The organism is Caballeronia sp. Lep1P3, from assembly GCF_022879595.1.
GTDB lineage: Bacteria > Pseudomonadota > Gammaproteobacteria > Burkholderiales > Burkholderiaceae > Caballeronia.
This window is the reverse complement of the sequence record NZ_CP084265.1, coordinates 682,869-709,132: the sequence shown is the minus strand read 5'-3', so window position 1 is coordinate 709,132 and position 26,264 is coordinate 682,869. Positions and strand designations below refer to the sequence as shown.

The 26,264-nt window shown below is 65.7% G+C and carries 23 protein-coding genes; 16 read left to right on the top strand and 7 right to left on the bottom strand.

All coding sequences use genetic code 11. The features are described from left to right. Positions 1–176 precede the first annotated feature (176 nt). From LDZ27_RS03350 to LDZ27_RS03340, 3 genes are all read left to right on the top strand, one after another. Positions 177–857: a 2-hydroxychromene-2-carboxylate isomerase gene (locus LDZ27_RS03350; protein WP_244815327.1), complete on the top strand. Its 681-nt coding sequence runs from the start codon at positions 177–179 to the stop codon at positions 855–857. A gap of 223 nt (positions 858–1,080) precedes the next feature. Further along, positions 1,081–2,046 carry a LysR family transcriptional regulator gene (locus LDZ27_RS03345; protein WP_244815326.1) on the top strand — a complete coding sequence of 322 codons (966 nt, stop codon included), beginning with the start codon at positions 1,081–1,083 and terminating at the stop codon, positions 2,044–2,046. A gap of 12 nt (positions 2,047–2,058) precedes the next feature. Further along, on the top strand, positions 2,059–2,979 hold the full coding sequence (locus LDZ27_RS03340) for an AraC family transcriptional regulator (protein ID WP_244815325.1): 921 nt from the start codon (positions 2,059–2,061) through the stop codon (positions 2,977–2,979). 18 nt (positions 2,980–2,997) lie between these two features. Here LDZ27_RS03340 and xdhC read toward each other — a convergent pair whose 3' ends face one another. From xdhC to xdhA, 3 genes are read right to left on the bottom strand one after another with little or no spacing between them, the layout of a single operon-like run. Further along, positions 2,998–3,504: a xanthine dehydrogenase accessory protein XdhC gene (gene xdhC / locus LDZ27_RS03335; RefSeq protein WP_244815324.1), complete on the bottom strand. Its 507-nt coding sequence runs from the start codon at positions 3,502–3,504 to the stop codon at positions 2,998–3,000. Then, on the bottom strand, positions 3,501–5,864 hold the full coding sequence (gene xdhB / locus LDZ27_RS03330) for a xanthine dehydrogenase molybdopterin binding subunit (protein ID WP_244815323.1): 2,364 nt from the start codon (positions 5,862–5,864) through the stop codon (positions 3,501–3,503). The genes xdhC and xdhB overlap by 4 nt, the downstream gene beginning before the upstream one ends. A gap of 10 nt (positions 5,865–5,874) precedes the next feature. After that, the gene (gene xdhA / locus LDZ27_RS03325) at positions 5,875–7,401 is read right to left on the bottom strand and encodes a xanthine dehydrogenase small subunit (RefSeq protein WP_244815322.1); all 1,527 of its coding nucleotides are present in this window, start codon (positions 7,399–7,401) and stop codon (positions 5,875–5,877) included. 338 nt (positions 7,402–7,739) lie between these two features. Between xdhA and LDZ27_RS03320 the strand changes: the two genes are divergently transcribed. The 7 genes from LDZ27_RS03320 to LDZ27_RS03290 all read left to right on the top strand — a co-directional run bounded on the left by LDZ27_RS03320 (position 7,740) and on the right by LDZ27_RS03290 (position 16,344). Then, positions 7,740–8,960: an MFS transporter gene (locus tag LDZ27_RS03320; RefSeq protein ID WP_244815321.1), complete on the top strand. Its 1,221-nt coding sequence runs from the start codon at positions 7,740–7,742 to the stop codon at positions 8,958–8,960. Between the two features lie 209 nt (positions 8,961–9,169). Continuing rightward, entirely contained in the window at positions 9,170–9,916 is a 747-nt protein-coding gene (locus LDZ27_RS03315) for a GntR family transcriptional regulator (RefSeq protein WP_244815320.1), read from the top strand. Positions 9,917–9,931: 15 nt separating this feature from the next. Then, entirely contained in the window at positions 9,932–11,365 is a 1,434-nt protein-coding gene (gene mdtD / locus LDZ27_RS03310; protein ID WP_244815319.1) for a multidrug transporter subunit MdtD, read from the top strand. A gap of 250 nt (positions 11,366–11,615) precedes the next feature. Further along, positions 11,616–12,890, top strand: a complete 1,275-nt coding sequence (locus LDZ27_RS03305; protein ID WP_244815318.1) for an EAL domain-containing protein — start codon at positions 11,616–11,618, stop codon at positions 12,888–12,890. 289 nt (positions 12,891–13,179) lie between these two features. Further along, entirely contained in the window at positions 13,180–14,601 is a 1,422-nt protein-coding gene (locus LDZ27_RS03300) for a UbiA family prenyltransferase (RefSeq protein ID WP_244815317.1), read from the top strand. A gap of 20 nt (positions 14,602–14,621) precedes the next feature. After that, complete coding sequence (locus LDZ27_RS03295) at positions 14,622–14,981, top strand: ligand-binding protein SH3 (protein WP_244815316.1); 360 nt, start codon at positions 14,622–14,624, stop codon at positions 14,979–14,981. A 49-nt stretch (positions 14,982–15,030) separates the two neighbouring features. Beyond that, on the top strand, positions 15,031–16,344 hold the full coding sequence (locus LDZ27_RS03290) for a glycosyltransferase family 87 protein (RefSeq protein ID WP_244815315.1): 1,314 nt from the start codon (positions 15,031–15,033) through the stop codon (positions 16,342–16,344). A gap of 192 nt (positions 16,345–16,536) precedes the next feature. On the opposite strand, the gene LDZ27_RS03285 is transcribed toward LDZ27_RS03290, so the two are convergent. Beyond that, positions 16,537–17,118, bottom strand: a complete 582-nt coding sequence (locus LDZ27_RS03285) for a superoxide dismutase (protein WP_244815314.1) — start codon at positions 17,116–17,118, stop codon at positions 16,537–16,539. Positions 17,119–17,325: 207 nt separating this feature from the next. Continuing rightward, positions 17,326–18,693 (bottom strand): exodeoxyribonuclease VII large subunit, encoded by a 1,368-nt coding sequence (gene xseA, locus LDZ27_RS03280; RefSeq protein ID WP_244815313.1) that lies wholly within the window; start codon positions 18,691–18,693, stop codon positions 17,326–17,328. A 486-nt stretch (positions 18,694–19,179) separates the two neighbouring features. Here xseA and lpxK point away from each other — a divergent pair, with 486 nt between their 5' ends. The 5 genes from lpxK to LDZ27_RS03255 all read left to right on the top strand — a co-directional run bounded on the left by lpxK (position 19,180) and on the right by LDZ27_RS03255 (position 23,064). Beyond that, positions 19,180–20,196 (top strand): tetraacyldisaccharide 4'-kinase, encoded by a 1,017-nt coding sequence (gene lpxK / locus LDZ27_RS03275; RefSeq protein ID WP_244815312.1) that lies wholly within the window; start codon positions 19,180–19,182, stop codon positions 20,194–20,196. Then, positions 20,177–20,383 carry a Trm112 family protein gene (locus LDZ27_RS03270; RefSeq protein ID WP_244815311.1) on the top strand — a complete coding sequence of 69 codons (207 nt, stop codon included), beginning with the start codon at positions 20,177–20,179 and terminating at the stop codon, positions 20,381–20,383. The genes lpxK and LDZ27_RS03270 overlap by 20 nt, the downstream gene beginning before the upstream one ends. A gap of 17 nt (positions 20,384–20,400) precedes the next feature. Then, complete coding sequence (gene kdsB / locus LDZ27_RS03265) at positions 20,401–21,180, top strand: 3-deoxy-manno-octulosonate cytidylyltransferase (protein ID WP_244815310.1); 780 nt, start codon at positions 20,401–20,403, stop codon at positions 21,178–21,180. 297 nt (positions 21,181–21,477) lie between these two features. Further along, a complete protein-coding gene (gene adk / locus LDZ27_RS03260) occupies positions 21,478–22,140 on the top strand; it encodes an adenylate kinase (RefSeq protein WP_244815309.1) in 663 nt (220 codons plus the stop codon). 165 nt (positions 22,141–22,305) lie between these two features. Then, positions 22,306–23,064 (top strand): 3-hydroxyacyl-CoA dehydrogenase, encoded by a 759-nt coding sequence (locus LDZ27_RS03255; protein WP_244815308.1) that lies wholly within the window; start codon positions 22,306–22,308, stop codon positions 23,062–23,064. 56 nt (positions 23,065–23,120) lie between these two features. Here the strand turns inward: LDZ27_RS03255 and LDZ27_RS03250 are convergent, their stop codons facing one another. Both LDZ27_RS03250 and murJ read right to left on the bottom strand, forming a co-directional pair. Then, positions 23,121–23,966, bottom strand: coding sequence for a SirB1 family protein (locus LDZ27_RS03250; protein ID WP_244815307.1), 846 nt, complete (start codon positions 23,964–23,966; stop codon positions 23,121–23,123). Then, positions 23,966–25,516, bottom strand: coding sequence for a murein biosynthesis integral membrane protein MurJ (murJ, locus tag LDZ27_RS03245; protein ID WP_244815306.1), 1,551 nt, complete (start codon positions 25,514–25,516; stop codon positions 23,966–23,968). Before murJ ends, LDZ27_RS03250 begins: the two co-directional genes overlap by 1 nt. Positions 25,517–25,869: 353 nt before the next feature. On the opposite strand from murJ, the gene rpsT reads away from it, so the two are divergent. Next, complete coding sequence (gene rpsT / locus LDZ27_RS03240; RefSeq protein ID WP_244815305.1) at positions 25,870–26,148, top strand: 30S ribosomal protein S20; 279 nt, start codon at positions 25,870–25,872, stop codon at positions 26,146–26,148. Positions 26,149–26,264 lie beyond the last annotated feature (116 nt).

Sequence of the window (26,264 nt, the reverse complement as noted above, 5' to 3'; positions counted from 1 at the left end):
TCGAACGATCCGATCGCGATAAAGCGGCCGGTTGAGGCGCGCGGCGCTCGTTCGCCGCGCCGGATGCAGGACACGCGCGTGCCGCCTGATGCACGCCGGCGAAAGCCGGATAGCGCAACGAAGCCGCGACCAACGACGAGGCGAGCGCCAGGCGCGCAAAAGCAAGGAGAAACGACATGAGTGCCCCGCATTCGACCGGCGACGGTCGACCGTACTTTTTTTTCGATTTCATCTCGCCGTTCTCGTACCTGCTGCTCGAACAGCACGAGAAGTGGCCCGACATGCCGTTCGAATTCGTGCCCGTGCAGTTGCTCAAGCTCTTCGAGCGCTGGAAGCAGCCGCACGCGGCGACCATTCCGTCGAAGCGCGTCTTCGTGTACCGCCACGCGCTATTTCGCGCGGAGCAGCTCGGCATTCCGTTCAGGATGCCGCCCGCGCATCCGTTCGATCCGACCAAGGCGCTGCGCCTCGCCGTGCTCGCGAACGGCGACAGCGCGTGCGTGCGTGACATCTTCCGCTTCATCTGGCGCGAAGGGCGCGATCCGTCGTCGCCCGAAGGCTTTCGCGCGCTGTGCGAATACGTCGGCATGCCGGAAGCGGAAGCGCGCATCGAGGACCAAGCAGTGAAGGCGAAGCTGCGCGAGAACAACGACCGCGCCGTTGCAATGGGCGTCTTCGGCGTGCCGACTTTCCTCGTCAACGATCAGATTTTCTGGGGCGAAGACACGCTGCCGATGGTGCTCTACGTCGCGCGTTCCCCGAACTGGCTCGACGCCGCGGAAGTGAAGCGCATCAGCAACCTGCCGATGGGCCGCACCGGAGCCGAATTCGGCGATGCGGCCGAACTCGGGGCGTAGGCGCGGTATCGGCGAAACGTGTTCGCGTATGCCGCACATAGGGCATGCGCTATGGCGTCAAAAATCGGAACGCGCTTAACTTGCGTTTAACTTGCGTTTAATTTGCGCTCAACTTGCGCTGGCGGCGGTGCGCGCGCATGCGCCGCCCTTTTCAACGCCTCCGAACCGTTTCGCCGCGCCGGGCCGGGCATCGCGCCCGGTCATCCGGTTTCATGCCAAGCCCATGAACGAACCCGCCGATTCACTCGACATCTGGCTCATCCGCGTGCTGCGCACGCTGCTTCTGGAGCGCAGCGTCACGCAGACCGCACAGCGCCTGAACCAGACGCAGCCGGCGATCAGCACCGCATTGCGCCGCCTGCGCGAAATCCTGAACGATCCCATTCTCGTGCGCGGCAAGCAGGGCATGGTGCCGACCGAGTACGGCGAAACGCTGCTCGCGCCGGCGCAGCGCGCGCTGCGCGAAGTCGAGTTCGTCGCGACGCCGCACGGCGATTTCGACGCCGCGAGTTCGCGCCGCACGTTCCGCGTCGCCGCGCCCGATTATCTGAACGATTTCTTCATGCCGACGCTCGTCGCCGCTTTCCGCGATGCCGCGCCGAACGCGCGTCTCGAGATCGAGTCGCTCAATCCGATGCGCGATCACGAACGCGCGCTCGACGAAGGCGAGATCGATCTGATGGTCGCCAACTGGACGAAGCCCGAGCCGCGTTTCGAGCGGCAGGACCTGTTCACCGATGTCTTCGTGTGCCTCATGCGCGCGAATCATCCGCTCGCGCGCGAGCCGCTGACGGTCGAACGGTATGCGCTCGCCGCCCATCTCGCCCCGACGCCGTATAGCGGCGCGAAGCGGCATCCGATCGACATCGGTCTTGCGCGCGCGGGCGTGCGCCGCCGCATCGTGACGACCATTCCGTACTTCGGGCTCGTGCCGCAGGTGCTGTTGCAGTCGGACCTGATCTTCACCGCGCCGCGCCGCTTCGCGCAGCATTATGCGGCGATGCTGCCGCTCGCGGTGCTCGATTCGCCGGTGCCGTTTCCGCGCATCAAGTGTTATCAGCTTTCGCAGCCGCAGCCGGACGAGACGACGGATATCGCGTGGCTGCGCGGGCTCATATCGAGCGTGTCGACTTCGCTCACGCGCAAGAAAGCGGCGATGGCCGACGACTTCGCCGCGATGTCGAAATAACCTGCCCGCGACATGGACGCTCTCGACCGACTCATTCAGCTCGCACAGCTCTCGGGCGCGCTCGATTTGCGTTGCCTGCTCGCGGGCCCGCTCGAGCTCGATCACGCGGCCGCACCTGTCGGCGAAGCGGTATATCACGTCGTGCTCGATGGCAGCTGCACGGTGACGCGCAAGGGCTGCGCGCCGCTCGCGCTGAACGCGGGCGACATCCTGATGCTGCCGCGCGGCGATGCCCATGTGCTCGATATCGCCAGCGCGGGCGCGAAAGCAATCGCGAGCGAGATGCAGGCGCACGACAACGGCGCCGTCACGGTGCGCAGCAATTGCGGCGGCGCGCTGCCCGCGCTCGACCTGCTCTGCGGCCGCTTCGCCTACGCGCCGCGCGCGTTGCTCATCGATGTGCTGCCCGACGCGGTGCACGTGTCGTTCACGCGCGCGTCGGCGCCTTATCTGGGACCGCTCGTCGCCGCGATGCGACGCGAAGCGGAAGAGGCGCAACCCGGCGCGCCGTCGATCGTCGCGGCGCTGTCGACGGCGCTCTTCACGATGATCCTGCGCGCGTGGCTGAGCGAGCGGCCATCGCTTTCGGGCGTGCTCGGGCTGATCGCGAACCGGCGGCTCTCGGCATCGGTGATCGCGATGCTCGAACGTCCCGCCGAACCGTGGACGCTCGACATGCTCGCAAAGGAAGCGGCCATGTCGCGCGCGACCTTCATGCGCGCGTTCTCGGCGCACTCGGACAGTTCGCCGTTCGCGCTCCTGAGCCACATGCGGATGCAGCTCGCGAGCACCATGCTCACGCACACGAAAAAGAGCATCGCGGACGTGGCGGCGGACGTGGGGTATCAGTCGGAAGCGGCGTTCAGCAAGCGGTTCAAGGAGGTTTATGGAGTGACGCCGGGGCGGTTTCGGCAAAACAGCTCGCTTGCGTGACGCGCCGCCGTCGAAACTTCAGGCCGTCAGCCGAGCCGCGCGCCAGTCCGACGCATCCAGCCTCGCGCGCCCTTCCCTCACCCTCAAAACCTCCGCCGCCACCGCCAGCCCGATGGCATGAGGCGCCTTGTCCGCAATCCCTTCCACCCCGATCGGACACGTCATCTCGACGAGCCGCTCGGCCGCCAGCCCGCGCTCGATCAGCCGCCGCTCGAACTTCACGCGCTTCGTCTTCGAGCCGATCAGCCCGAAATACGCGAAGTCGTCGCGCCGCATGATGCGCTGCGTGAGCGCGAAGTCGAGCGCATGATCGTGCGTCATCACGATGAAGTACGCGCCAGCCGGCGCTTCGTCGACGATGGCGTCCGGCGCATCCGTCGCTTCGATCTGCACGTTCGCCGGCACTTCGTCGGGAAAGAGTTCGTCGCGCGCATCGACCCACTGGACGACGCACGGCAGCATGCCCAGCACCTTCACGAGCGCATGGCCGACGTGGCCCGCGCCGAACACCACGACGTGCATCATGACCGCGCGCTCCTCACCGCATTGACCGCGCGCAGAATCTCCTCGGCCGTCGCGGGCGCGTTGAGCGGCGGATTGATCGCGTGATCGCCAACCGCCGAGACCGCATCGCGGATCGCGAAGAACACCGAGAACGGCAGCAGGAGCGGCGGCTCGCCGACCGCTTTCGAGCGATGAATGCTGTCCTCTGCGTTGCGGTTCTTGAAGAGCGAGACGCGGAAATCGGCGGGCATGTCGTTGACGGTCGGAATCTTGTACGTGGACGGCGCGTGCGTCATCAGCTTGCCGTTGTCGTTCCACCAGAGTTCTTCCGTCGTGAGCCAGCCCATGCCCTGCACGAACGCGCCTTCCACTTGCCCGATGTCGAGCGCCGGATTCAGCGACGCGCCCACGTCGTGCAGCGCGTCGGCGCGCAGCACGCGCATCTCGCCGGTCAGCGTGTCGATCACTACTTCCGACACCGCCGCGCCATACGAGTAGTAGAAGAACGGGCGGCCCTGCATCGTCGCCTGATCCCAGTGCAGCTTGGGCGTCGCGTAGAAGCCGTCGGACCACAACTGCACGCGCGCGAGATACGCCTTCGCGACGACTTCGCCGAACGGAATCGCATCGTCGCCGACGATCACGCGGTCGTTCGCAAAGCGCACGTCTTGCGCCGGCACCGCGCCCGCGCCGAACTTCTCGGCGGCGAACGCGGCGAGCCGCTCGCGCAACTGGCGTGCGGCATCCTGCGCGGCCTTGCCGTTCAAATCCGTTCCCGTCGATGCCGCCGTCGCCGAGGTATTGGCGACCTTGCTCGTATCCGTCGCCGTCACGCGCACGCGGCCGAAGTCGATGCCCAGCTCATGCGCGACGACCTGCGCGACCTTCGTGTTCAGGCCCTGGCCCATTTCGGTGCCGCCGTGGTTCACGAGGATGGAGCCATCGGTATAGATGTGCACGAGCGCTCCGGCCTGATTGAAGTGCGTCACGTTGAACGCGATGCCGAACTTCACCGGCGTGAGCGCAAGCCCCTTCTTCAGAACCTCGTTGTTCGCGTTGAACGCGCGCACGGCTTCGCGTCGGCGGCGGTAATCGCTCGTCGCGGCCAGTTCGCCGATGAGTTCCTGCAGCACGTTGTCCTCGACCGTCTGACCGTAAGGCGTGCGGTTGTTCTCCGTTTTGCCATAGAGATTCGCGAAGCGCACGTCGAGCGAATCGCGGCCGAGCGAGCGCGCGATGTCGTCCATGATGTACTCGATCGCGAACGCGCCCTGCGGTCCGCCGAAGCCGCGAAACGCGGTGTTCGACTGCGTGTTGGTCTTGCCGCAATAGCCTTCGATCGCGACGTGCGGCAGCCAGTACGCGTTGTCGAAGTGGCAGACGGCGCGCGTCATCACGGGGCCGGACAAGTCGGCGGAGAAACCGCAACGCGAAGTCATGTCGACGGCGACGCCTTCGATCACGCCGTCATCGTCGTAGCCGGCTTCGAAGTCGTACACGAAGTCGTGGCGCTTGCCGGTGATCATCATGTCGTCGTCGCGATCGGGGCGCAGTTTCACCGGGCAGAGGAGCTTCCACGCCGCGAGCGACGCGCAGCACGCAAAGAGCCCCGACTGCGATTCCTTGCCGCCGAAGCCGCCGCCCATGCGCCGGCATTCTACGAGCACGTTGTGCGAATACACGCCCAGCACATGCGCGACGAGATGCTGCATTTCCGTCGGATGCTGCGTCGAGCAGTAGACGTGCATGCCGTCGTCGTCCTTCGGCACCGCGTAGGCAATCTGCCCTTCGAGATAGAACTGCTCCTGACCGCCGAGCTTCATCGCGCCGCGCGCGTGATGCGCGGCCTTCGACATCGCGCCGCGCGCATCGCCGCGCGCGAGCTTCAGCGGATCGAGCACATACGACTGCGCGCGCCGCGCGTCTTCGGCGGTCAGCACGGCGGGCAAGTCCTCGAATTCGATGCTCGCGCGGCGTGCCGCGAGACGCGCCGTATCGTGGGAAGTCGCGACGACGATAAACATCGGCTGGCCGACGTACTGCACGACGCCGGGCGCGAGCACCGGATCGTCGTGGATGATCGGGCCGCAGTCGTTGACGCCGGGAATGTCCTCGGCGGTGAACACGGCGACCACGCCCGGCGTCGCGCGCACCGCGTCGAAGTTCATTGCGACGATCTTCGCGTGCGCCTTCGGGCTCAAGCCGAGCGCGGCGTGCAGCGTGCCCGCGACGAGCGGAATGTCGTCGGTATAGCTCGCGCGCCCGCTCACATGCAGGTGCGCGGATTCGTGCGGGCGCGAGACGTGGACTTGCGTGAACGCGTCGGCGGCGTCGGCGGCGGATTGCGCTTCGGCGAGAAAGGCTTCGGCTTGCTGGTTCATTCTTGTCTCCTTACTTCGCTTCGACGAGTTCGATCGCGCGCACATCCAGCTTCGACTTCGAAACAGGATCGTGCGGCCGCGTCTCCAGCCAGAAGCGATACAGCACGCTCTTCGCCGTCTCCAGTCGATAACTGCTGGACGCGCGCATGTCGGTGAGCGGCGCGTAGTCGTCGCTCAAAGCGCGCATCGCGGCCTGCGCCGTGGCTTCGTGCCACTGCGCGTCGGCGAGCGCGGCTTCGGCGCGCGCGGCGCGTTTGGGCGTCGCTGCCATGCCGCCGAACGCGATGCGCGGCTCGCGAATCACGTCGCCGTCCGCGATGAACGCGAACGCGGCGCACACCGCGGAAATGTCGGAGTCGAAGCGCTTCGAGAGCTTGTACGTGCGAAAGCGCAGATTCGCGCGTTTGCCGGCGCGCGTCGGCACGCGCACGGCGGCGACGAACTCGTGCGCGGCCATGTCCTTCTTCTGATACGCGAGGTACAGGTCTTCGAGCGGCATCTCGCGCGTGCCGTCGATGCTCGCAAGCACGACGCGCGCATTCAGTGCGATGAGGCCGGGCATCGAATCGCCGATGGGCGAGCCGTTCGCGACGTTGCCGCCGAGCGTGCCGGCATTGCGAATCGGCAGCGACGCGAAGCGCTGCCACATCTCTTCGAGTTCGGGATACGTCTTCGCGAGTTCCTCGTACGCGCGCTCGACGGTCACGCCCGCGCCGATCTCGATCCACTCGCTGCCCGTCTCGACGCGCTTGAACGCCTCGATCTGCCCGACATAGATGATGTCGCCGAGATCGCGCAACTGCTTCGTCACCCACAAGCCGACATCCGTGCTGCCCGCGAGAATGCGCGCATCGGGCTTCTGCGCCTTGAGCTTCGCCAATGCCTCGATGGTTCGCGGCGCGTGAAACTGGCGGCCGGCGTGTTCGTAGTGGAAAGTGTCGTCGCGCGAAAGCGTGTCGAGCGCGCGCGCGAGCGCCTGCGCGTTCAGGGGCGCGAGCGGCGCGTGATCGAACATGCGCTCGGCTGCATCGATGATCGGGCGATACCCCGTGCAGCGGCACAGGTTGCCGGTCAGCGCGTTGCTGATTTCCTCGCGCGAGGGAACCGTTTTATGCGTGGTCTCGTGCGCGCAGCCGGTGCTCGCGTGGCCGTGCTTTTCGTAGAGCGCGAACATCGACATGGCGAAGCCCGGCGTGCAAAAGCCGCATTGCGAGCCGTGGCAATCGACGAGCGCCTGCTGCACCGGATGCAGCGAGCCGTCGGGCTGGCGCAGGTCTTCGACGGTGAAGAGCGCGCGGCCATCGAGCGTCGGCAGGAACTGGACGCACGCGTTGACCGCCTTGAACGCGACGCCGCCCGCGCCGTCCGGCTCGCCGACGACGACCGTACACGCGCCGCAATCGCCTTCGGCGCAGCCTTCCTTCGTGCCCGTGCAGCGCGCGTCTTCGCGCAGATATTGGAGGACGGTGCGCGTGGTGGACGCGCCGCTCACTTCGCGGATCGCGTTGCGGTGATAGAAGCGGATCGGCTGTGTCATGACTCGTGTCTCGGGGGCGTGCGTGGCTTCTTGCTGGTTGCGCGGGGTGCGCAGCCGGTGGCGGGCGACAATCGGCCGAATTTTGGGAATCGTCCGATTGTCTCAATGGCCCCAAAACTATCATCACCAAAATGCGCAACCCATAGCCGCCATTGCATGAACGACATATTCCTTCCGCGATGACTCGTCGGAGCCTTGTGCGACAAGGCTTGCAGCGCGTTTGCACGATCGTGCGCAGGACGGATTTGGTCTATCCGGTTACAAAAGAGGGGCGACGCTGCGCCGCAACATATGGGAGAATCACGCCTCCCGGCCGAATTCAACCCCGCACTTTCCCTATGTCCTCCGAGTCCCGCACCGCTGCCGCGCCGAAAGGCGATTTCGCCGTCACTCTCCGGATCGTGTCGGTGGTGCTGTACACGTTCCTCTGCTACCTGACCATCGGCATTCCGCTCGCGGTGCTGCCGGGCTTCGTGCACACGGACCTCGGCTACGGCTCGGTCATGGCGGGCGCGGCGATCAGCGTCCAGTACTTCGCGACGCTCATGTCACGGCCGCTCGCCGGCCGCACCGCCGACACGCTCGGTCCGAAGAAAACGGTGCTCTACGGCCTCGCCGCCTGCGCGGGCAGCGGCGTGCTGCTGCTCGGCTCGGCGCTCGCGGCACAGTGGCACGCGGTGAGCCTCGTGCTCCTCATCATCGCGCGGCTCGTCCTGGGCTTCGGGGAGAGCTGGGTCGGCACCGGGTCGATCACATGGGGCATCGGGCGCGTGGGCGTGGCGCATAACGCGAAGGTCATTTCGTGGAACGGCATCGCCACTTACGGCGCGCTCGCGATCGGCGCGCCGCTCGGCGTCGCCGTCGACCATTCGCTCGGCTTCGGCGCGCTCGCGTTCATCGTCATTGCGCTGGCGGGCATCGGCTACTGGCTCGCGTCGCGCATGGCGAGCGTGCCGGTCGTGCACGGCGAGCGCATGTCGTATCGCAGCGTGTTCTTCCGCGTGCTGCCGTATGGCTTCGGCCTCGCGCTCGGCTCGGCGGGCTTCGGCTCCATCGCGACGTTCATCACGCTCTTCTACGCGGCGCATAACTGGCCGAACGCGGCGCTTTCGCTGACGGTGTTCGGCACGACGTTCGTCGGCGCGCGGCTCCTGTTCGCGAACACGATCAAGGCCTACGGCGGTTTTCGCGTGGCCATTGTCTCGTTCGCGCTCGAATGCGCGGGTCTCGTGATGCTGTGGCTCTCCGCCGAACCGACCTTCGCGCTGGCCGGCGCCGCGTTGACGGGCTGCGGCTTCGCGCTCGTGTTTCCGGCGCTCGGCGTGGAAGCCGTCGGTCTCGTGCCGCCCGCGAGCCGTGGCGCGGCGCTGTCGGCTTATTCCGTGTTCCTCGATTTGTCGCTCGGTCTGACCGGGCCGCTCGCGGGTTATGTCGCGGGCGAGTTCGGCTATGGCTCCGTGTTCCTCTTCGCCGCGCTCGCGGCGGCGGCGGCGGTGGCGTTGTCGGTTGCGCTGTATGTGCGTGGCGGACGCGGCGTGGGCGGCCCGGCGACGGCCTGAATCGCGCATCGTTCGCCGCTAGAAACTCGCCAGGAACGCTCCGGCGACGCTCGCGCCGATGCCGCTTTCGCGCGATGAACGCGGCATCGCCGCCGCCATCGCGCACGCATGTTCCACCCATCCGGCGATGCCCGAGCGTTCGCAAGCTCACGCGCCCGCGTTCCATCGTTTGTCTTAAAATCGCCGCTTGGCCCCATTGCGTCCGATTTATGAACTCGACCTCGGAAGACCGCTGGCGCGATCTGCGCCCGGACCCGGACAGCGACACTCCGCTCTATCTTCAACTCGCCCGCAAGCTCGCCAACGCCATTCACGACAACCGCTGGAACGCGGGCGAAGCCCTGCCGTCCGAGCGCGTGCTTTCCGAAGCGCTCGGCGTGTCGCGGATCACATCGAGAAAAGCGATCGCGCTTCTCGTCGAGCAAGGGCTGATCCGCCGCGAGCAAGGCGCGGGCAGCTTCATCAAGCCGCGTTACGAAGATCCGCTCTCGCGGCTGTCGAGCTTCTCGGAAATGCTGCGGCGGCGCGGCTTCAAGCCGAGTTCGAAGTGGCTCTCGCGCACCATCGAGCCGGCCAATCGCGAAGAAGTCATCCAGCTCGGTCTCTCGCCTGCGGCGACGGTCGCGCGCCTCAAGCGCCTGCGTCTTGCCGACGACACCGTGATGGCCGTCGAAAACTCCACCTTCCCGTCGGCGCTGATTCCCGATCCGCTCGCCATCGGCGATTCCCTCTACAGCTATCTCGACACGCGCGGGCTTTCCATCGTCCGCGCGCTCCAGCATTTCCGCGCCGTCAACGCGAGTCCGGAGATTGCTGAGCAAATGAGCATCGCGCCGCACGACGCGCTTTTGCTTATCACGCGCGTCGGCTATACGGCCGATCAGCGCGCGATCGAACTCACCGATACCTACTGCCGCAACGATTACTACGATTTCGTCGCCGAACTGCGCAAATAACGACGTCGCCCACTCATGACCGATACCGCCGCAGCAGAGCCGTCCGACCGATCGCTTTCCTTCATGCTGTGGCTCGTCGCGACGGGCTTCTTCATGCAAACGCTCGATTCGACGATCGTCAACACCGCGCTCCCCGCGATGGCGCGAAGCCTCGGCGAAGCGCCGCTCAAGATGCAGGGCGTCGTGATCGCCTACTCGCTCACGATGGCGATGATGATCCCCTTCTCCGGCTGGCTCGCGGACAAGCTCGGCACGAAGCGCGTGTTCTTCAGCGCGATTCTCATGTTCACCATCGGCTCGCTGTTGTGCGCGAAGGCGCAGTCGTTGCAGGCGCTCGTCGCGTTTCGCGTGGTTCAGGGCGTCGGCGGCGCGATGCTCCTGCCGGTCGGCCGGCTCGCCGTGCTGCGCGTCTTTCCGGCGGAGCGTTATCTCTCGGCGCTCGCATTCGTCGCGATTCCGGGGCTGATCGGCCCGCTCATCGGCCCGACGCTCGGCGGCTGGCTCGTGCAGATCGCGTCGTGGCACTGGATCTTTCTCATCAACGTGCCGGTCGGCGTCATCGGCTGCATCGCGACGAATCTTTACATGCCCGATAGCCGCAATCCCGCGACCGCGCCCTTCGATCTCGCGGGCTATCTGCTGCTCGCGGTCGGCATGGTCGCGCTGACGATCTCGCTTGACGGCCTCGCCGATCTCGGTCTCCAGCACGCAATCGTGCTCGTGCTGCTGATTCTGAGCTTCGGCTGCTTCGTCGCCTACGGCCTGCACGCGACGCGCGCCGCGCAGCCCATCTTCTCGCTCGATCTCTTCAAGATTCACACGTTCAGCGTCGGCTTGCTCGGCAATCTGTTCGCGCGCATCGGCAGCGGCGCGATGCCTTATCTGATCCCGCTGCTTCTGCAAGTGAGCCTCGGCTACAGCGCGTTCGAAGCCGGCATGATGATGCTGCCCGTCGCGGCGGCGGGCATGCTCAGCAAGCGGCTCGTGACGCGGCTCATCGAACGCTTCGGCTATCGGCGCGTGCTGGTGGTGAACACCGTGCTCGTCGGCCTGATGATGGCGAGCTTCTCGCTCGTGAGCGCGCATCAGCCGTTGTGGCTGCGTCTCGCGCAACTGGCGCTCTTCGGCTCCGTCAATTCGATGCAGTTCACCGCGATGAACACGCTCACGCTGAAAGACCTCGGCACCGGCGGCGCGAGCAGCGGCAACAGCCTGTTTTCGCTGGTGCAGATGCTGTCGATGAGCCTCGGCGTGACCGTCGCCGGCGCGATCCTCTCGACGTTCACCGGACTTCTGCCGCGCGTGACGGAGACGAACTCGCTGCCCGCGTTCCACGCGACCTTTCTGTGCGTGGGCGTCATCACGGCGGCGAGCGCGTGGATCTTCGGGCAGCTTGCGCCGGAAGTGCGCGCGGCGCGGCGCAAGCCGGACCCGTCCGAGGCGAACTGACCGCGATAGCCGCGCCGTCGCGCGCCACCGCATCGTGCGCCGCGCACCGCCAGAGTGCGACCGGCACCGCCATGCGACGCACGCCCGGCGCGGGGCGCGCGCCGCATCGCCGGCACGCTCTGGAATAAGCACACGAATGCGCCCGAAACCGCGCCGCCACTGGATTCGCACGGATTTTGCTCGAACGGTCGGACGGCCGATCTTGTAAACTGCCCATATCTCATTAAGCCGAATCGCGACGCCCCGACCCATGAGCATGGTTGATCTCGACCCTCCCCGCTTCCAGCCGCCGCGCCCCGTCGCGGGCGACGACGGCTCGCGTCGCACGGTGCTGTATGGCGAATACACGGTCTTCAGCGTGTTCCAGCCGGTGTTTTCGGTGTCGCACCGGCGCGCGATCGGGTATCACGCGTCGCTGCGAGCGCGCGACGACGCGCATCGGCATGTGCCGTCGCACGAAGTCTTCACGCAGGCGGCGCGGCGCGGTGATCTGCTGGAACTGGGCCGGCTCGCGGAATCGCTTCATCTCGGCAACTTCAACGCGTTCGACAGCCACGACGAATGGCTCTTTCTGAGCCTGCACCCGGCTGCGCTCATGGACACGAGCTACGGCGACGCGCTCCTCGCCGCGCTGAAAGACATCGGCTTGCCGCCGCAGCGCGTGGTGCTCGAAGTGCCCGAACAGGCGGGCGGCGAGACGACGCGCTTCACCGGAATCGTCGATTCGCTGCGCAAGTCGGGCTTTCTGATCGCGCTCGACGGCTTCGGCGTGAAGCATTCGAACATCGACCGCGTGTGGCAACTGCGGCCGGATATCGTGTCGCTCGACCGCTGCATTCTTCAGCAGGCCACCGAGCATTCGCATATCGAGCGCGTGCTGCCGCGCCTCGTCTCGCTGCTGCATGAATCCGGCCAGCTCGTGCTGATGGGCGGTCTCGCCACCGAACGCGACGCGCTCATCGCGCTGGAATGCAACGTCGACTTCGTGCAGGGCGCGTATTTCGCGCAACCGAGCGTCGATGCCGTGCACAGCGATGCCGCCGCGAGCACGATGGACGCGCTCTCGGCGGCATCGCGCGAACGCGTGGCCGCGCGCGAGCGTGCGCAGGCCGCGCGGCTCGAGCCTTACGTGAGCGGGCTGGAACGCGCATCGGTCAAGCTGATGGAAGGCGAAACGCTCGCCGCCGCAACGAGCGAACTGCGCCAGCTCGCCGATACCGCCCGCTGCTTCCTGCTCGATCACGCGGGCCGGCAGATCGGCGACAACGTCGTGCCCGTCGTGCGCGCGTCGCAGCGCGCGAAGCGCTTCAGTCCGCTGCTTCATTCCGAAGGCGCGAGCTGGGAACGCCGCCCGTATTTCATCGAGGCGCTGCGCGCGCCGGCTCGCGTGCATCTGACCGCGCCGTATCTGTCGATCAACGAGGCGCATCTGTGCGTGACCGCTTCGATTGCGGCGCAAACGCCTTACGGCCTGCAGGTGCTCTGCGTCGATATCAACTGGGAAGGCGCGCCGAAACGCCTCTGAAGGATCGTGCGATGTTCCGCTCGAGAGCCTTCCGCGTGGAAGGCTTTTTTGTTGCGGGCGGCCGATTCATGCGCCGCCGCTGTCGCCGCCGCGTCGCCGCGCCGCCGCAAAAGCAAGCGATCCCGAACAATTCACAAAAGCGCCGAGAAGGAATACGGTACGTTCTTAGGCGCGCAACAGAAGTGTCCTAACGCACAGAGCCGGGAAAAGGGCGCTCGTTATTCTGTGAGCCAAACGGTTCGGCGACGCCCGTCCGAATCCCAAGACGAATCCGCGCAACGAGGAAATCATGGCCGAAGCTCGCGTTCCCCTGTGCGTCGATCTGGACGGCACGCTGACCGCCACCGATTTGCTCGTCGAATCGTTTCTCGTGCTCGTGAAGAAGAATCCGGTCTATGCGCTGTGGTGCATCGTCTGGCTGCTGCGCGGAAAGGCGTATCTGAAGGCGCAGATCGCGCAGCGCGTGGCCATCGACGTGTCCGTGCTGCCGTACAACGCGCGCTTTCTCGCCTATTTGCAGGAGCAGCGTTCAGCCGGACGCGATCTATATTTGTGCACGGCGTCGAATCAGCAGGTGGCCGAACAGATCGCCACGCACTTCGGCATCTTCAAGGGCGTGCTCGCGAGCGACGACGCGCGCAATCTCAAAGGCAGCCAGAAGGCGGGCGCGCTCACGAAGGAGTTCGGCGCACACGGCTTCGATTATTGCGGCAACGCGCTCGCCGACGTGCCCGTGTGGAAGGAGTCGCGGCAGGCTATCGTCGTGGGCAACCGGCACATCGCGGCGGCGGCCGAGAAAGTGAACAAGACGATCGTGTTTTTCGAGGAAAAACGTTCGCTCGTGCGTCTCACGCTCAAGGAAATGCGCGTGTATCAGTGGGTCAAGAACCTGCTGATCTTCGTGCCGCTGCTTGCATCGCACCGCTTCACCGATCCCGCGATGCTGCTCGACGAAACCATCGCGTTCTTCTCGTTCAGCTTCTGCGCGTCGGCGGTCTATCTCCTCAACGACATGCTCGATCTCGACGCGGATCGCCGTCACGCGAAAAAGCGCAACCGGCCGTTCGCGTCGGGGCAATTGCCGCTCACCTTCGGCATGGCGCTGACGGTGACGCTGCTCGTCGCATCGGCGGCGCTCGCGGCGCAGATCGAGCCGCGCTTTCAGCTCGTGCTCGGCGGCTATTTCATCGCGACGCTCGCGTATTCGCTCAAGCTCAAGCGCCTGATGCTCGTCGATGTCTTCACGCTCGCCGCGCTCTATACGTCGCGCATCGTCGCGGGCGGCGCGGCGGCGGACATCGTGCTGTCGGACTGGCTCATCATGTTTTCGGTGCTCATCTTCCTGAGCCTCGCGATGGTGAAGCGCTACACCGAACTCGACGCCCTTCTTCGCGACGGCAAGGCCTCCGCCGCCGGGCGCGGCTACGACACGCAGGACCTCGGCATCCTGCGCTCGTTCGGCACGGCATCGGGCTATGTCGCCGTGCTGGTGCTGGCGTTGTATCTGAACTCGGCGGACGTGCGGCTGCTGTACCGGCATCCGCACGCGCTCTGGGTGCTCTTCGGGCTCTTGCTCTACTGGGTCAGCCGCGTGTGGATGCTCGCGTTTCGCGGCGAGATGCATGATGACCCGATCGTCTATGCCATCAAAAACCGGCTGAGTCTCTTCGTCATTTGCCTGTGCATCGCGACGGTGGTCATCGCGATTTAGGCGCCAACTCGTTCCTCTTCATGCAATACCTCACGCTTCTTTTCAGCGGCACGTGCGGTGCGCTCGCGAGCATTCTGTTGCGCCTCGCGGGAAGGCTGCCGGAAGGCGGCGCGCTTCTCTTCGGCATGGACGCGCGTGCGCTGGTGTACCGGCTCGGCGCAATCGGCGCGTATGGCGCGGGCTTCGTGCTCTATGCGCTCGCGTTGAAGCGCGTGGAACTGAGCGTCGCGTATCCGCTGATGGTCACCGTAACGCTGCTCGAAATCATGGCGTTCGGCGTCGTGCTGGGCGAAGCGATGTCGCTGCGCACGCTCGCCGGTGCCGCGCTGCTGATTGCAAGCGTCGTTCTGCTTTACGCGCCGGCGGCAACCACGGCCTGACGCCCGGCGCGTTTATCCATAACAAAAGGCCGCACAACGGGGAATTGCCATGCTCACCACACGGGCCGGCGCGGGGAAATCCGCGCCCAGTCTCGCCACGATTTCGACCGTGCTGATTGCGGTCGCCATAGGCATCATCGCGGCGCACATGCCGCGCGTGCTCGCGCAGTTCCACGCCGATCCCGCCGATGCTTTCAGCGACTTCAACTACTACCTGTACGCGTTCACGACCGTGCTGCGCCATCCCGCCGATGCGACCGTGCTCTACGATCACCACGGGCTCGTCACGTTCCTGCGCTCGATCGGCGCGCGCACGACGGGCATGGACGTCTTCTACGCGTATCCGCCGCAATTCGCGCTGCTGTTCTCGCCGCTCGGCGCGCTGTCGCCGGCTGCGGCGAAGAGCGTGTGGGTGCTCGGATCGATGCTGCTCTTCGCGCTCGGCGTCGCGATGGTCGCGAAGCTCGCGTATCGGGGCGAGGATCGCGGCGTCGCGCTGTTGTTCATCGCGCTCGCGCTGCTGAGCCGCCCCTTCTTCGACGATGTCTACTGGGGCCAGTCCAACGAACTGCTGTTCTTCCTGCTCGCCGCGACGTTCTTCTTCATCGACCGCGGCAACCGCTCGCTCGCGGGCGTGTTCCTCGGCGCGGCCATCGTGCTGAAAGTGACGCCGCTCGCCATCGCCGGGCTGCTGCTTCTGAGGCGCGAATGGCGCACGGCGATCGCCACGTTCGCGACATCGGTCGCGCTCACGTGCGTCACGGGCTGCGTGCTCGGCTTCCATACGATCTGGCATTACGCCGTCTCCGACATGCCGCGCCTCAACGCGCAGAACGTGATGCTCGGCGGCGCGCCGATCAACGTCGCGCTGCGCGGCGCGCTTCAGACGCTCATCGAAAACGCCGGGATGAGCGCATCGCAGAAGATGCTCGGCGCGGTATGGCTGGCGACGGCCGCCGTCGTATGCGTGACCGCCGTCGTTCTGATCGCGCGACGCCACGCTGACCGCCGCACAGACTTCGCGCTCGCGACGATGACGATGCTCGTCGCATCGCCGATGCTGGAGCCGGTGCATCTGGTCGTCGTGCTGATTCCGCTCGGCATTCTGTTCGGCACGGCGCTCGAGCGCAGGGACACGCGGCTTTCGCTGCTGCCCAGACGCGCCGAATTGCTGCTTGCCGCTTGCGCGGTTCTGCTCTTCGTCGTCGCGGCGCGCAGCACGAACTACACGATCGCGGTTTTTCTGCTGTATGCGCTGTGTCTCGCGCGCTACTTCGCGCCCGCGAGCGTCACGGGCCTTCGCCCGGCTGCGGCTGCACGAGATCGAAGCCCGCGAGCGCGAGTACGCCCGACAGCACGATGAACGCGACGGAATGCCGGCCGAAATAGAGCAGCGCGGCGGCCGACCACGTTGCGAGGCAGAGTGTGGCGAGGCGTTTCATGATGGACGGTTCACGAAAGGCAGCACGAGAAGCAAAAAGCCCTCCGTGTGGAGGGCTTCTTCTCGAACCGGCGCCGCGTTGCAGGCCGGTTTTGAATCGGCATGACGCCGAGATCAGGCACCGAAATTCTTCGAAGCGAAATCCCAGTTGGCGATGTTCCAGAAAGCCTCGATGAACTTCGGACGCGCATTGCGATAGTCGATGTAGTAAGCGTGCTCCCACACGTCGAGCGTGATGAGCGGCTTGCTGTCGGTCGTGAGCGGCGTCGCGGCGTTGCTCGTCGACACGATGTCGAGCGAGCCGTCGGTCTTCTTCACGAGCCACGTCCAGCCCGAACCGAACGTGCCCACGGCGACCTTCGCGAATTCTTCCTTGAACTTGTCGAAGGAACCGTACTTGGCGTTGATGGCGTCAGCGAGTGCGCCGGCCGGAGCGCCGCCGCCGTTCGGCGACAGGCTGTTCCAGAAGAACGTGTGATTCCACGTCTGAGCCGCGTTGTTGAACACGCCGCCCGACGACTTCTTCACGATCTCTTCGAGAGGCATGTTCTCGAATTCGGTGCCCGGGATCAGCTCGTTGAGCTTCGTCACATAGGTTTGGTGGTGCTTGCCATAGTGAAACTCGAGCGTTTCTTCCGACATGTGCGGAGCGAGCGCGTTCTTGGCGAACGGCAGCGGCGGGAGCGTATGTTCCATGATTGCGAGCTTCCTTTCTATGTGATTGTGGGACTGTGAGGAGTGAAGCAGTGGAGCAATGGATTGTAGGCGAGTTGGGATAACGCCGCAAACCGCCCGCCTTTATGAGGAAGATCGCTTTCGCATCGCTGAAAGCGGCGTAAAAAGTGCTCTCGGCCGCGCTTGGCGGCGCGTCGAAATTACGTTGCGGGAGGCTTCGGCAGCGGCTCAGAGTTCATCCGGCAGACGCGGCTGGACATCGGCGAGAAAGACGTCCGCGGAGCCTTGCGCGAGATGAACCGTGAGTGGGCGCTTCGGCTTGAGCGCGCTCGGCGCACGCAGCGCGCGGCCCGTTTGCGTGTCGATGAGCGCGGCGTAGCCACGCTCGAGCGTGCGTTGCGGACTGAGCACCTGCAGACGCGCCGCCAGTTCGGAAACGCGCGCCTTCTCGCGCTCGCCGCGACGCGCGTTCGCGCTCTGTACACGCTGCGCGAGCCGCAGCAGATGTTCGCTCTGCGCGACGACATCGGGACGCCTGCGCTCCCAGCGGTATCGCACGAGCGCGAAGTGGGCGCGCGCATCGCGCACCGGACGCGCGCCCGCCGCCGCGAGACGGCCCGCCAGTTGCCGCAGATGCACGCGCTGACGCGCGAGCCGCTCGGCGGGACTCACGAGCCTGCGCGCGAGCCAGTCGAGTTGCTGCGCGCGGCGCTCCATCGTCCGGCCGAACGCGCGCGCGAGCGCCGCGTGCCGATGATCCAGTTCGCGCAAGAGCAGCACGCGCTGCGGGCTGACGAGTTCCGCCGCGCCGGTCGGCGTGGGCGCGCGGACATCGGCGGCGAAATCGGCGATGGTGAAGTCCGTCTCGTGACCGACGCCGCTCACCACCGGCAATTCGCTCGCCGCAATCGCGCGCGCGAGCACCTCCTCGTTGAACGCCCACAAATCTTCGATCGAACCGCCGCCGCGGCACACGATCAGCACGTCGACTTCTCGTCGCGCGTTCGCGGCTTGCACCATAGCCGCGAGCTTCGCGCCGACGCCCGCGCCCTGCACCGGCGCCGGATAGACGATCACCGGCACATGCGGCGCGCGGCGCGCAAGCGTCGTCAGCACGTCGCGCAGCGCGGCGGCCTGCAGCGACGTGACGATGCCGATGCCGCGCGGATGCGTGGGCAATGCGCGCTTGCGCGCGGCAGCGAAAAGGCCTTCGGCTTCGAGTTGCGCCTTGAGGCGCAGGAACGCTTCGTACAGGCGCCCTTGTCCCGTGCGCCGCACCGCCTCGACGCTCAGTTGCAGTTCGCCGCGCGGCTCGTACATCGTGACGAGCGCGCGCACTTCGATCTTGTCGCCCTCGCGCGGCACGAATTCCGCGTACTGCGCGCGGCTGCGGAACATCACGCAGCGCATCTGCGCGTTGGCGTCCTTGATCGAGAAGTACCAGTGGCCGCTCGCCGCGCGCGTGAAATTCGATACTTCGCCCGACACCCAGACGAGTGGAAACGACCGTTCGAGCATCGTGCCGATCGCACGGTTGAGCACGGAAACGGGGATGACGGCGTCGCCTTCCGGCGTCGGCAGGGAATCGGGTGTCATGGATGGTTATCGTCGAGAGGGAAGCGTCGCCCGGCACGCGCCGGCCTAGCAAAGCGCTGCCAGTTTAGCAAGTGTCCACACAGAAAGAGTTACCGACATGCGCTCATAGCGCGCGCCAGAAGCCCATGACTTCGTAGCAAGTCGTTGATTCATAAGGAAAGCGGGCCTCAGAACGCACCTTTTGCCGAAGCAACTCTTTCCTGAAGCGGCATCGGCAGTTTTCGGCGGCAAGTTTTTCACAGAGTTATCCACAAGTGCGACGCGGCGCGCATCGACTGGCGCGCGGGACGCTCGCGCGCTAGAGTGCCGGGTTCTTGCACCGGTTCGCGTCGTTCGCGGTCCCCTCTCCGGACCTTCGACGCGCACCGCCGGTCGAACCGTTCAACGCCAGATCGAAATCCGAGGAGTTGCCGTTGCGCGCCCTGCCGTACCCGAGATCATTCCCGCATCCGTCCGAACGCAGCGCCGCCGACGCGAAGGCGGTCCATGTCTGACTTCAAGCCGCCGATCGAGAACTTTCTCGCCCGCGAATGGCGTCGGCGCGGGCCGGTCGCGTGGGCGCTTTCGCCTTTCGCGTGCATTTTCGGCGCCATCGCCGCGACGCGCCGCGCGCTCTACGACGTGGGCTGGATGAAGCGCGTCGATGTCGGCGTGCCGGTGGTCGTCGTCGGGAACGTGACCGTCGGCGGGACCGGCAAGACGCCGACCGTGATCGCGCTCGTCGAAGCGCTGCGCGCCGCCGGCTTTCAGCCGGGCGTCGTGTCGCGCGGATACGGCGCGAAGGTCGCAGAGCCGACGAGCGTCACGCCCGCGAGCGCCGCCGCGCAGGTCGGCGACGAGCCGCTTTTGATCGCGCGCCGCACGCATGCGCCGGTGTTCGTGTGCCCGGATCGCGTCGCCGCCGCGCGCGCGCTGCTGAAGGCGCATCCGAACGTGGACGTCATCGTGAGCGACGACGGCCTGCAGCACTATCGCCTCGCGCGCGCGTTCGAACTCGTCGTATTCGACGACCGGCTCGGCGGCAACGGTTTCCTGCTGCCCGCCGGACCGTTGCGCGAGCCGATGTCGCGTCATCGCGATGCCACGCTCATCAACAGTCCCTACGAACGCACGCTGCCGCCGTGGCCGGACACTTTCGCGCTGGAACTCGAATCCGGCGACGCGTGGCTGCTCGACGATCCGCACCAGCGCCGTCCACTTGCGGCGTTCGCGGGCGACAAAGTGGTGGCGGCGGCGGGCATCGGCTCGCCGGAGCGCTTTTTCGCGACGCTGCGCGCGGCGGGCATCGCGCCTGCCACGCGCGCCTTCCCCGATCACTACGCCTACCGCGAGAATCCGTTCGCCTCGGTGGAGGCCGACGCGATCCTGATCACCGAAAAGGATGCAGTAAAATTCGGGGCCTGGCGCGATGCGCGCATCTGGGTCGTTCCCGTGCAGGCCGTGCTCAGGCCTCGCCTCATCGCTCTCGTTGTGGAGAAACTCCGTGGACGCACGTCTGCTTGAAATCCTCGTCTGCCCGATCTGCAAGGGCCCGCTCAACTACGATCGCGCGACGCAGGAACTCGTCTGCAACGCGGACAAGCTCGCTTATCCGATCCGCGACGGCATTCCGGTGATGCTCGTCGACGAGGCGCGCCAGACGGTCGAAGGCACGCCCGTCGAGCCGCTCAAGCCCGTCGGCGACGCCTGACGCTCCCGAGCGCCGCCATGCAGGTTCCGTTCATCGCTGTCATTCCCGCGCGGCTCGCGTCCACGCGCCTGCCGAACAAGCCGCTCGCCGATCTCGGCGGCAAGCCGATGGTCGTGCGCGTCGCCGAGCGCGCGCGCGAATCGGGCGCGACTCACGTACTCGTCGCGACGGATTCTCACGCGGTCGTCGAGGCCGTGCGCGATCACGGCATCGAAGTGATGCTCACGCGCGGCGATCATCCGACCGGCACCGACCGCCTGGCCGAAGTCGCGACGCGCCTGAACTGGAGCGACGAGACGATCGTCGTCAACGTGCAGGGCGACGAGCCGCTGATCGATCCGCAACTCGTGCGCGACGTCGCCACGCATCTGGCCGCGCACGCCGAATGCGCGATCGCGACGGCCGCGCATCCGATTCACGATCCCGCCGACGTGTTCAATCCGAACGTGGTGAAGGTCGTGCTCGATGCGAGAAGCCGCGCGCTCTACTTCTCGCGCGCACCGATTCCGTGGTCGCGCGACGCGTGGCAACCGCACTGGCCCGACGTCGCCGCGCTCGGCGCGCTGCCTGCCGTGCCGGAGAACGTGCTGCGGCATATCGGGCTGTACGCGTATCGCGCGAAGTTTCTGCGCGACTTCCCGACTCTCGCGCAGGCGCCCATCGAGGCCGCCGAAGCGCTCGAACAGCTTCGCGCGCTGTGGCACGGCGAACGTATCGCCGTGCGCGTGACGCAGGACGCGCCCCCGCCCGGCGTCGACACGCCCGCCGATCTCGCGCGCGTTCAGGCGCTCTTCTGACGCTCCAAGCCAGAAGCGCCACGCAACCGGTGTATACCCGCCGAAGCCCCGCGCGGCGGGCATCTTAGCGGTTTCCATAATCGCTATTACGGCCGCGATCGTAATGAGCCGTGGCATAATCAGGCGATTGCGCGAGCCTTCCGGTCAGCGCCACGCTCAACGTTGCGCCGCTGTCCGCAGGTGCCGCGCCGTCTTTCGAATCGGCCGCGTCGTCCTGTCGTCGACGCCGCCCGAGCCTCGCCACCGGATGTCATCCACTCGCGCCGAGCGGTTTCTAGACGATTCGGAGATATCACCATGCGTTTGATCCTGTTGGGCGCACCCGGCGCGGGCAAGGGCACCCAGGCAAACTTCATCAAGGAGAAATTCGGCATTCCGCAAATCTCCACCGGCGACATGCTGCGTGCTGCCGTCAAGGCAGGCTCGCCGCTCGGCGTCGAGGCGAAGCGCTACATGGACGCGGGCGAACTCGTGCCGGACTTGCTCATCATCAATCTGGTGAAGGAGCGTCTGCTCGAGAGCGACTGCACAAACGGCTATCTGTTCGACGGCTTCCCGCGCACCATTCCGCAGGCGGAGGCCATGAAGAACGCGGGCGTCGCCATCGACTACGTGCTGGAAATCGACGTGCCGTTCGACGAGATCATCGCGCGCATGAGCGGGCGTCGCGTGCACGCGGCGTCGGGGCGCACGTATCACGTCACGTTCAATCCGCCGAAGAACGACATGCTGGACGACGTCACCGGCGAACCGCTGATCCAGCGCGAAGACGACAAGGAAGAGACGGTCAGGAAGCGTCTCGACGTGTACGAGGCGCAGACGAAGCCGCTCATCGCGTATTACAACGACTGGGCGCACAGCGGCGCGACCGGCGGGCTGAAGGCGCCGCAGTACCGGCGCATTTCGGGCCTCGGCAGTGTCGACGAAATCCGCGCCCGCGTATTCGATGCGCTGAAGTAACCGCAAGGCAGGCAAAGCCGGCGAAGGAACCCGCTCCAAACGAGCGGGTTTTTTTTCGCCCGCTGGCCGTATGCTGGTCGACTGAGCTGGTCGAGCAAGCCGTTTGACTACAATCGACGCGTCGCCCGCGAGGGCCGCACATCGCACATAAAAGGAGAAGACAGAATGGAGATGAAGGACAACGTCGTGCTGATTACCGGAGGCGCGTCGGGACTGGGCGCGGCGAGCGCGCGCCTCGTCGCGGCGCATGGCGGCAAGCCGGTGCTCGCGGACATGAACGAAGCCGCGGGTGAAGCGCTCGCGCGCGAACTGTCCGGCGTGTTCGTGAAATGCGACGTGAGCCAGGAAAGAGACGCCGAGGTCGCCGTCGATGCCGCGACGAAGCTCGGCACGCTGCGCGGTCTCGTGAACTGCGCGGGCATCGCGCCGGCGTCGAAAACGGTCGGACGCGACGGCCCGCATCCGCTCGATCTCTTCAGCAAGGTCGTCGCGGTGAATCTGATCGGCACGTTCAACATGATCCGGCTCGCGGCCCACGCAATGTCGAAGAACGAGCCGAACGCCGCCGGCGAGCGCGGCGTGATCGTGAACACGGCGTCGGTCGCGGCCTACGACGGGCAGATCGGCCAGGCGGCGTATGCGGCATCGAAAAGCGGCGTCGCGGGCATGACCCTGCCGATTGCGCGCGACCTCGCTCGAAGCGGCATCCGCGTGATGACGATCGCGCCCGGCATCTTCGAAACGCCGATGCTGCTCGGCATGCCGCCCGACGTACAGACGGCGCTCGGCGCGATGGTGCCGTTCCCGTCGCGCTTCGGCAAGCCGGATGAATTCGCGATGCTCGTTAAGCAGATTTTCGACAATCCGATGCTGAACGGCGAAGTGATCCGGCTGGACGGCGCCATTCGCATGCAGCCCAAATAAGCAAAAACGGCGGGCCAGTTCATCGGCCCGCCGTTTTCGCGTTGTTCCAGCGAGCGTCAGTCGCCGTTTTCCTGCGTGCGCAGCCTGAGTTCGCGCAGTTCGGTTTCGACGACCGTCGCGTCTTCCGCGTCCGGGCGATCTTCGAGATAACGCTCCAGGTCTTCGAGCGCCGGGCGCAGATAGTCGAGCCGCGCATATGCGAAACCGCGGTCGCGCACTTCCTCGATACTCTCCGGCAGCACGATCACGAGCCGCTGCTGCACGGCCAACAAACGCTGCCAGCGCTCCGTCTGAAGGTAGATGCTCTTGAGATTGCGCAGCATTCGCGCGACGATCTCGCGGCGCGTCGCGGGCTGCAGCAACACGCGCAGCGCACTGCCGATCGATTCGCCCACGCGCTGAACATACGGCTCCAGCATCTCGACCATCTGCGCTTCGGAAAGCGTCTGGCCGGTGGTGGGATCGAGCATCAGGTCGCCGCCGGGCGTCGTGACGCGCAACAGGAAATGCCCTGGAAACGACACACCGCGCACCGGCACGCCGAGTTGCTCGGCCATCTCCAGATAGACGACGGCAAGCGAAATCGGGATGCCCCGGCGACGGCGCAGCACCACGTTCAGGTGGCTGTTGTCGGGGTCGTAGTAATCGTTGAGATTGCTGGAGAAGCCGAGTTCGCGGAAGAAATAGCGATTGAGCGCATCGGCTTTTTGCCTAACGTCCGCATCCTCGGGCATCCGCCGGCGCGCGCGCAGCACGAGTTCGTCTATTTCCGCGAGCACCGACTGCATGTCGAGGTCGGGATACGCGTCCTGCGCCAGCGACAAGGCGGCCTCCGTCAGCGGCAGACTTTCGTCGTCCGCCATCAGCGAGGAAAAGTAGTCGAGGATACGCGTTGTCGTCATCAAAGCGTTCGTCTCTTGAAATAGGCGTACTTGAAGCCCATCGCGGAAAGCATACCGAAATACAGCGCCGCGAACAGAACCAGGCTTGCTCCGAGCAGCAGGATTCGTGCGAAGGGTGTCGCGCGCATCGCGATCCAGTCGAAGTTGGTCGAGACCCAGTGCATCGTGCCGGCGAGCACGAGACACGCGCCGATCAACTGCACGAAAAAGCGCACCCAGCCCGGCGACGGCCGATAGATATTGCGGCGGCGCAGACCGATGAAGAGCAGGAACGCGTTGGCGAGCGCGCCGAGACCGATGGAAAGCGTGAGACCCGCGTGGGAGAAGATCGGCACGAAGATGTAGTTGCTCACCTGCGTCATGATGAGCACGCCGATGGCGATTTTTACCGGCGTCTTGATGTCCTGCTTCGCGTAGAAGCCGGGTGCGAGAATCTTGATGAGAATCAGGCCGACCAGCCCGATGCCGTAGGCCGAGAGCGCGCGGCCGACCATCACGACGGAATGGCTGTCGAACTTGCCGTAGTGAAAGAGCGTCGCGGTCAGCGGCTCGGCGAAGAAAAAGAGCGCGACCGCGCTCGGCGCCGCGAGGAGGAACGTGATGCGCAGGCCCCAGTCCAGCAGCGCGGAATATTCGACGGCGTCCGCATCGACGTGCGCCTTCGAGAGACTCGGCAGCAGGATGGTGCCGAGCGCCGCGCCGAGCAGCGCGGTCGGGAACTCCATCAGCCGGTCGGCGTAGTTGATCCACGACACGGCGCCCTGCCCGATGTTCGACGCGATGTTCGTGTTGATGATGAGGCTCAGTTGCCCGACCGACACGGCGAACGTCGCGGGCACCATCTTCGCGAGCACGCGCTTCACGCCGGGATGCGCGAGCGCGCGCCGGAAGTTGAGACCGACGGCCGGCATCATGTCGATCTTCTTGAGGCCCGGCAGTTGCACGAGCAACTGCAGCACGCCGCCCGCGATGACCGCATACGCGAGCGCGTACACGGGAATTTTCATATGCGGCGCGACGAACACCGCCGCGAAGATGAACGCCACGTTCAGCAGCACGGGCGCGAACGCGGGCAGGGAGAACTGCTTGTACGTGTTGAGCACGCCCGAGGCGAGCGTGGTCATCGAGATGAAGACGATGTACGGGAACATGATCCGCGTCATCTCGACGGCGAGCGGGTACGCGCCGCCGTCGTGCTTCAGGCCCGACGCCACGGCGAACACGACCCAGCTCGCCCCCGCCATTCCGACGAGCGACAGCACGACGAGGCCCCACGTCAGCACAGTGGACATGGCATCGACGAGCGCCTTGGTCGGATCGTGACCCTTGCTGTTCTTGAATTCTGCGAGAATCGGCACGAACGCCTGCGCGAACGCGCCTTCCGCGGACAGGCGCCGCAGCAGGTTGGGGATGCGGAATGCGACGTAGAACGCGTCGGTGTAGAGACTGGCGCCGAAGGCTCGGGCGATCAGCGTTTCGCGGATCAGGCCGGTCACGCGCGACAGCAGCGTGAAGCCGCTGACCGTCAGGAGGGCTCGGAATAGATTCATGGGGCGCTTATTATACGGGCCGCGCATGGTCGGGCTTCGCAATGCTGGCGTCCCGATCCGCGAGAATGACGGATTGCATCAGATTTGCGGCGAACCCGCCTCGCGGCGCGGGCGACATCGCGCGCTTGTCATATCTCGTATCGGCTTGCTATAATCGCGGGTTTCGAAGCTCCGTTCTGGCGACTTCGCGTCTTTCCGACTCCGTCGGCGATGTATTACAGGTTCTCGGGCAATCGCTCCCGGGATTTCAGATCAGAGGCAGCGCGCACCGATCACCGCTTCCGGCCCCACGCCGGGCCAGAGGGTGAAGCCCGCTCCGACAAGTAACAGCAGGAACAGGATAAGGAACCGTCATGGCAAATACCGCACAAGCTCGCAAGCGCGCCCGTCAGGCCGCCAAAGCCAACTCGCACAACTCGGCGCTGCGCTCGAAGTTCCGCACGGCCATCAAGGCAGTTCGCAAGGCAATCGAAGCCGGCGATCAGGCCAAGGCCGCCGAAGTGTTGAAGTCGTCGTCGAAGACGATCGACATCATCGCGGACAAGAAGATCGTCCACAAGAACAAGGCCGCTCGCCATAAGAGCCGCCTGGCTGCAGCCATCAAGGGTCTGCAGGCTCCCGCAGCCCAGTAATTCCGGCTCGCTTCGGGCGCGCGCACTGAGTTTCCGGTCGCGTTCGTCGAAGCAGCCTCCTGTTTCCGCTGCGCAGTAACGAAAAAGCCCGCTTCGCGCGGGCTTTTTTGCATTCG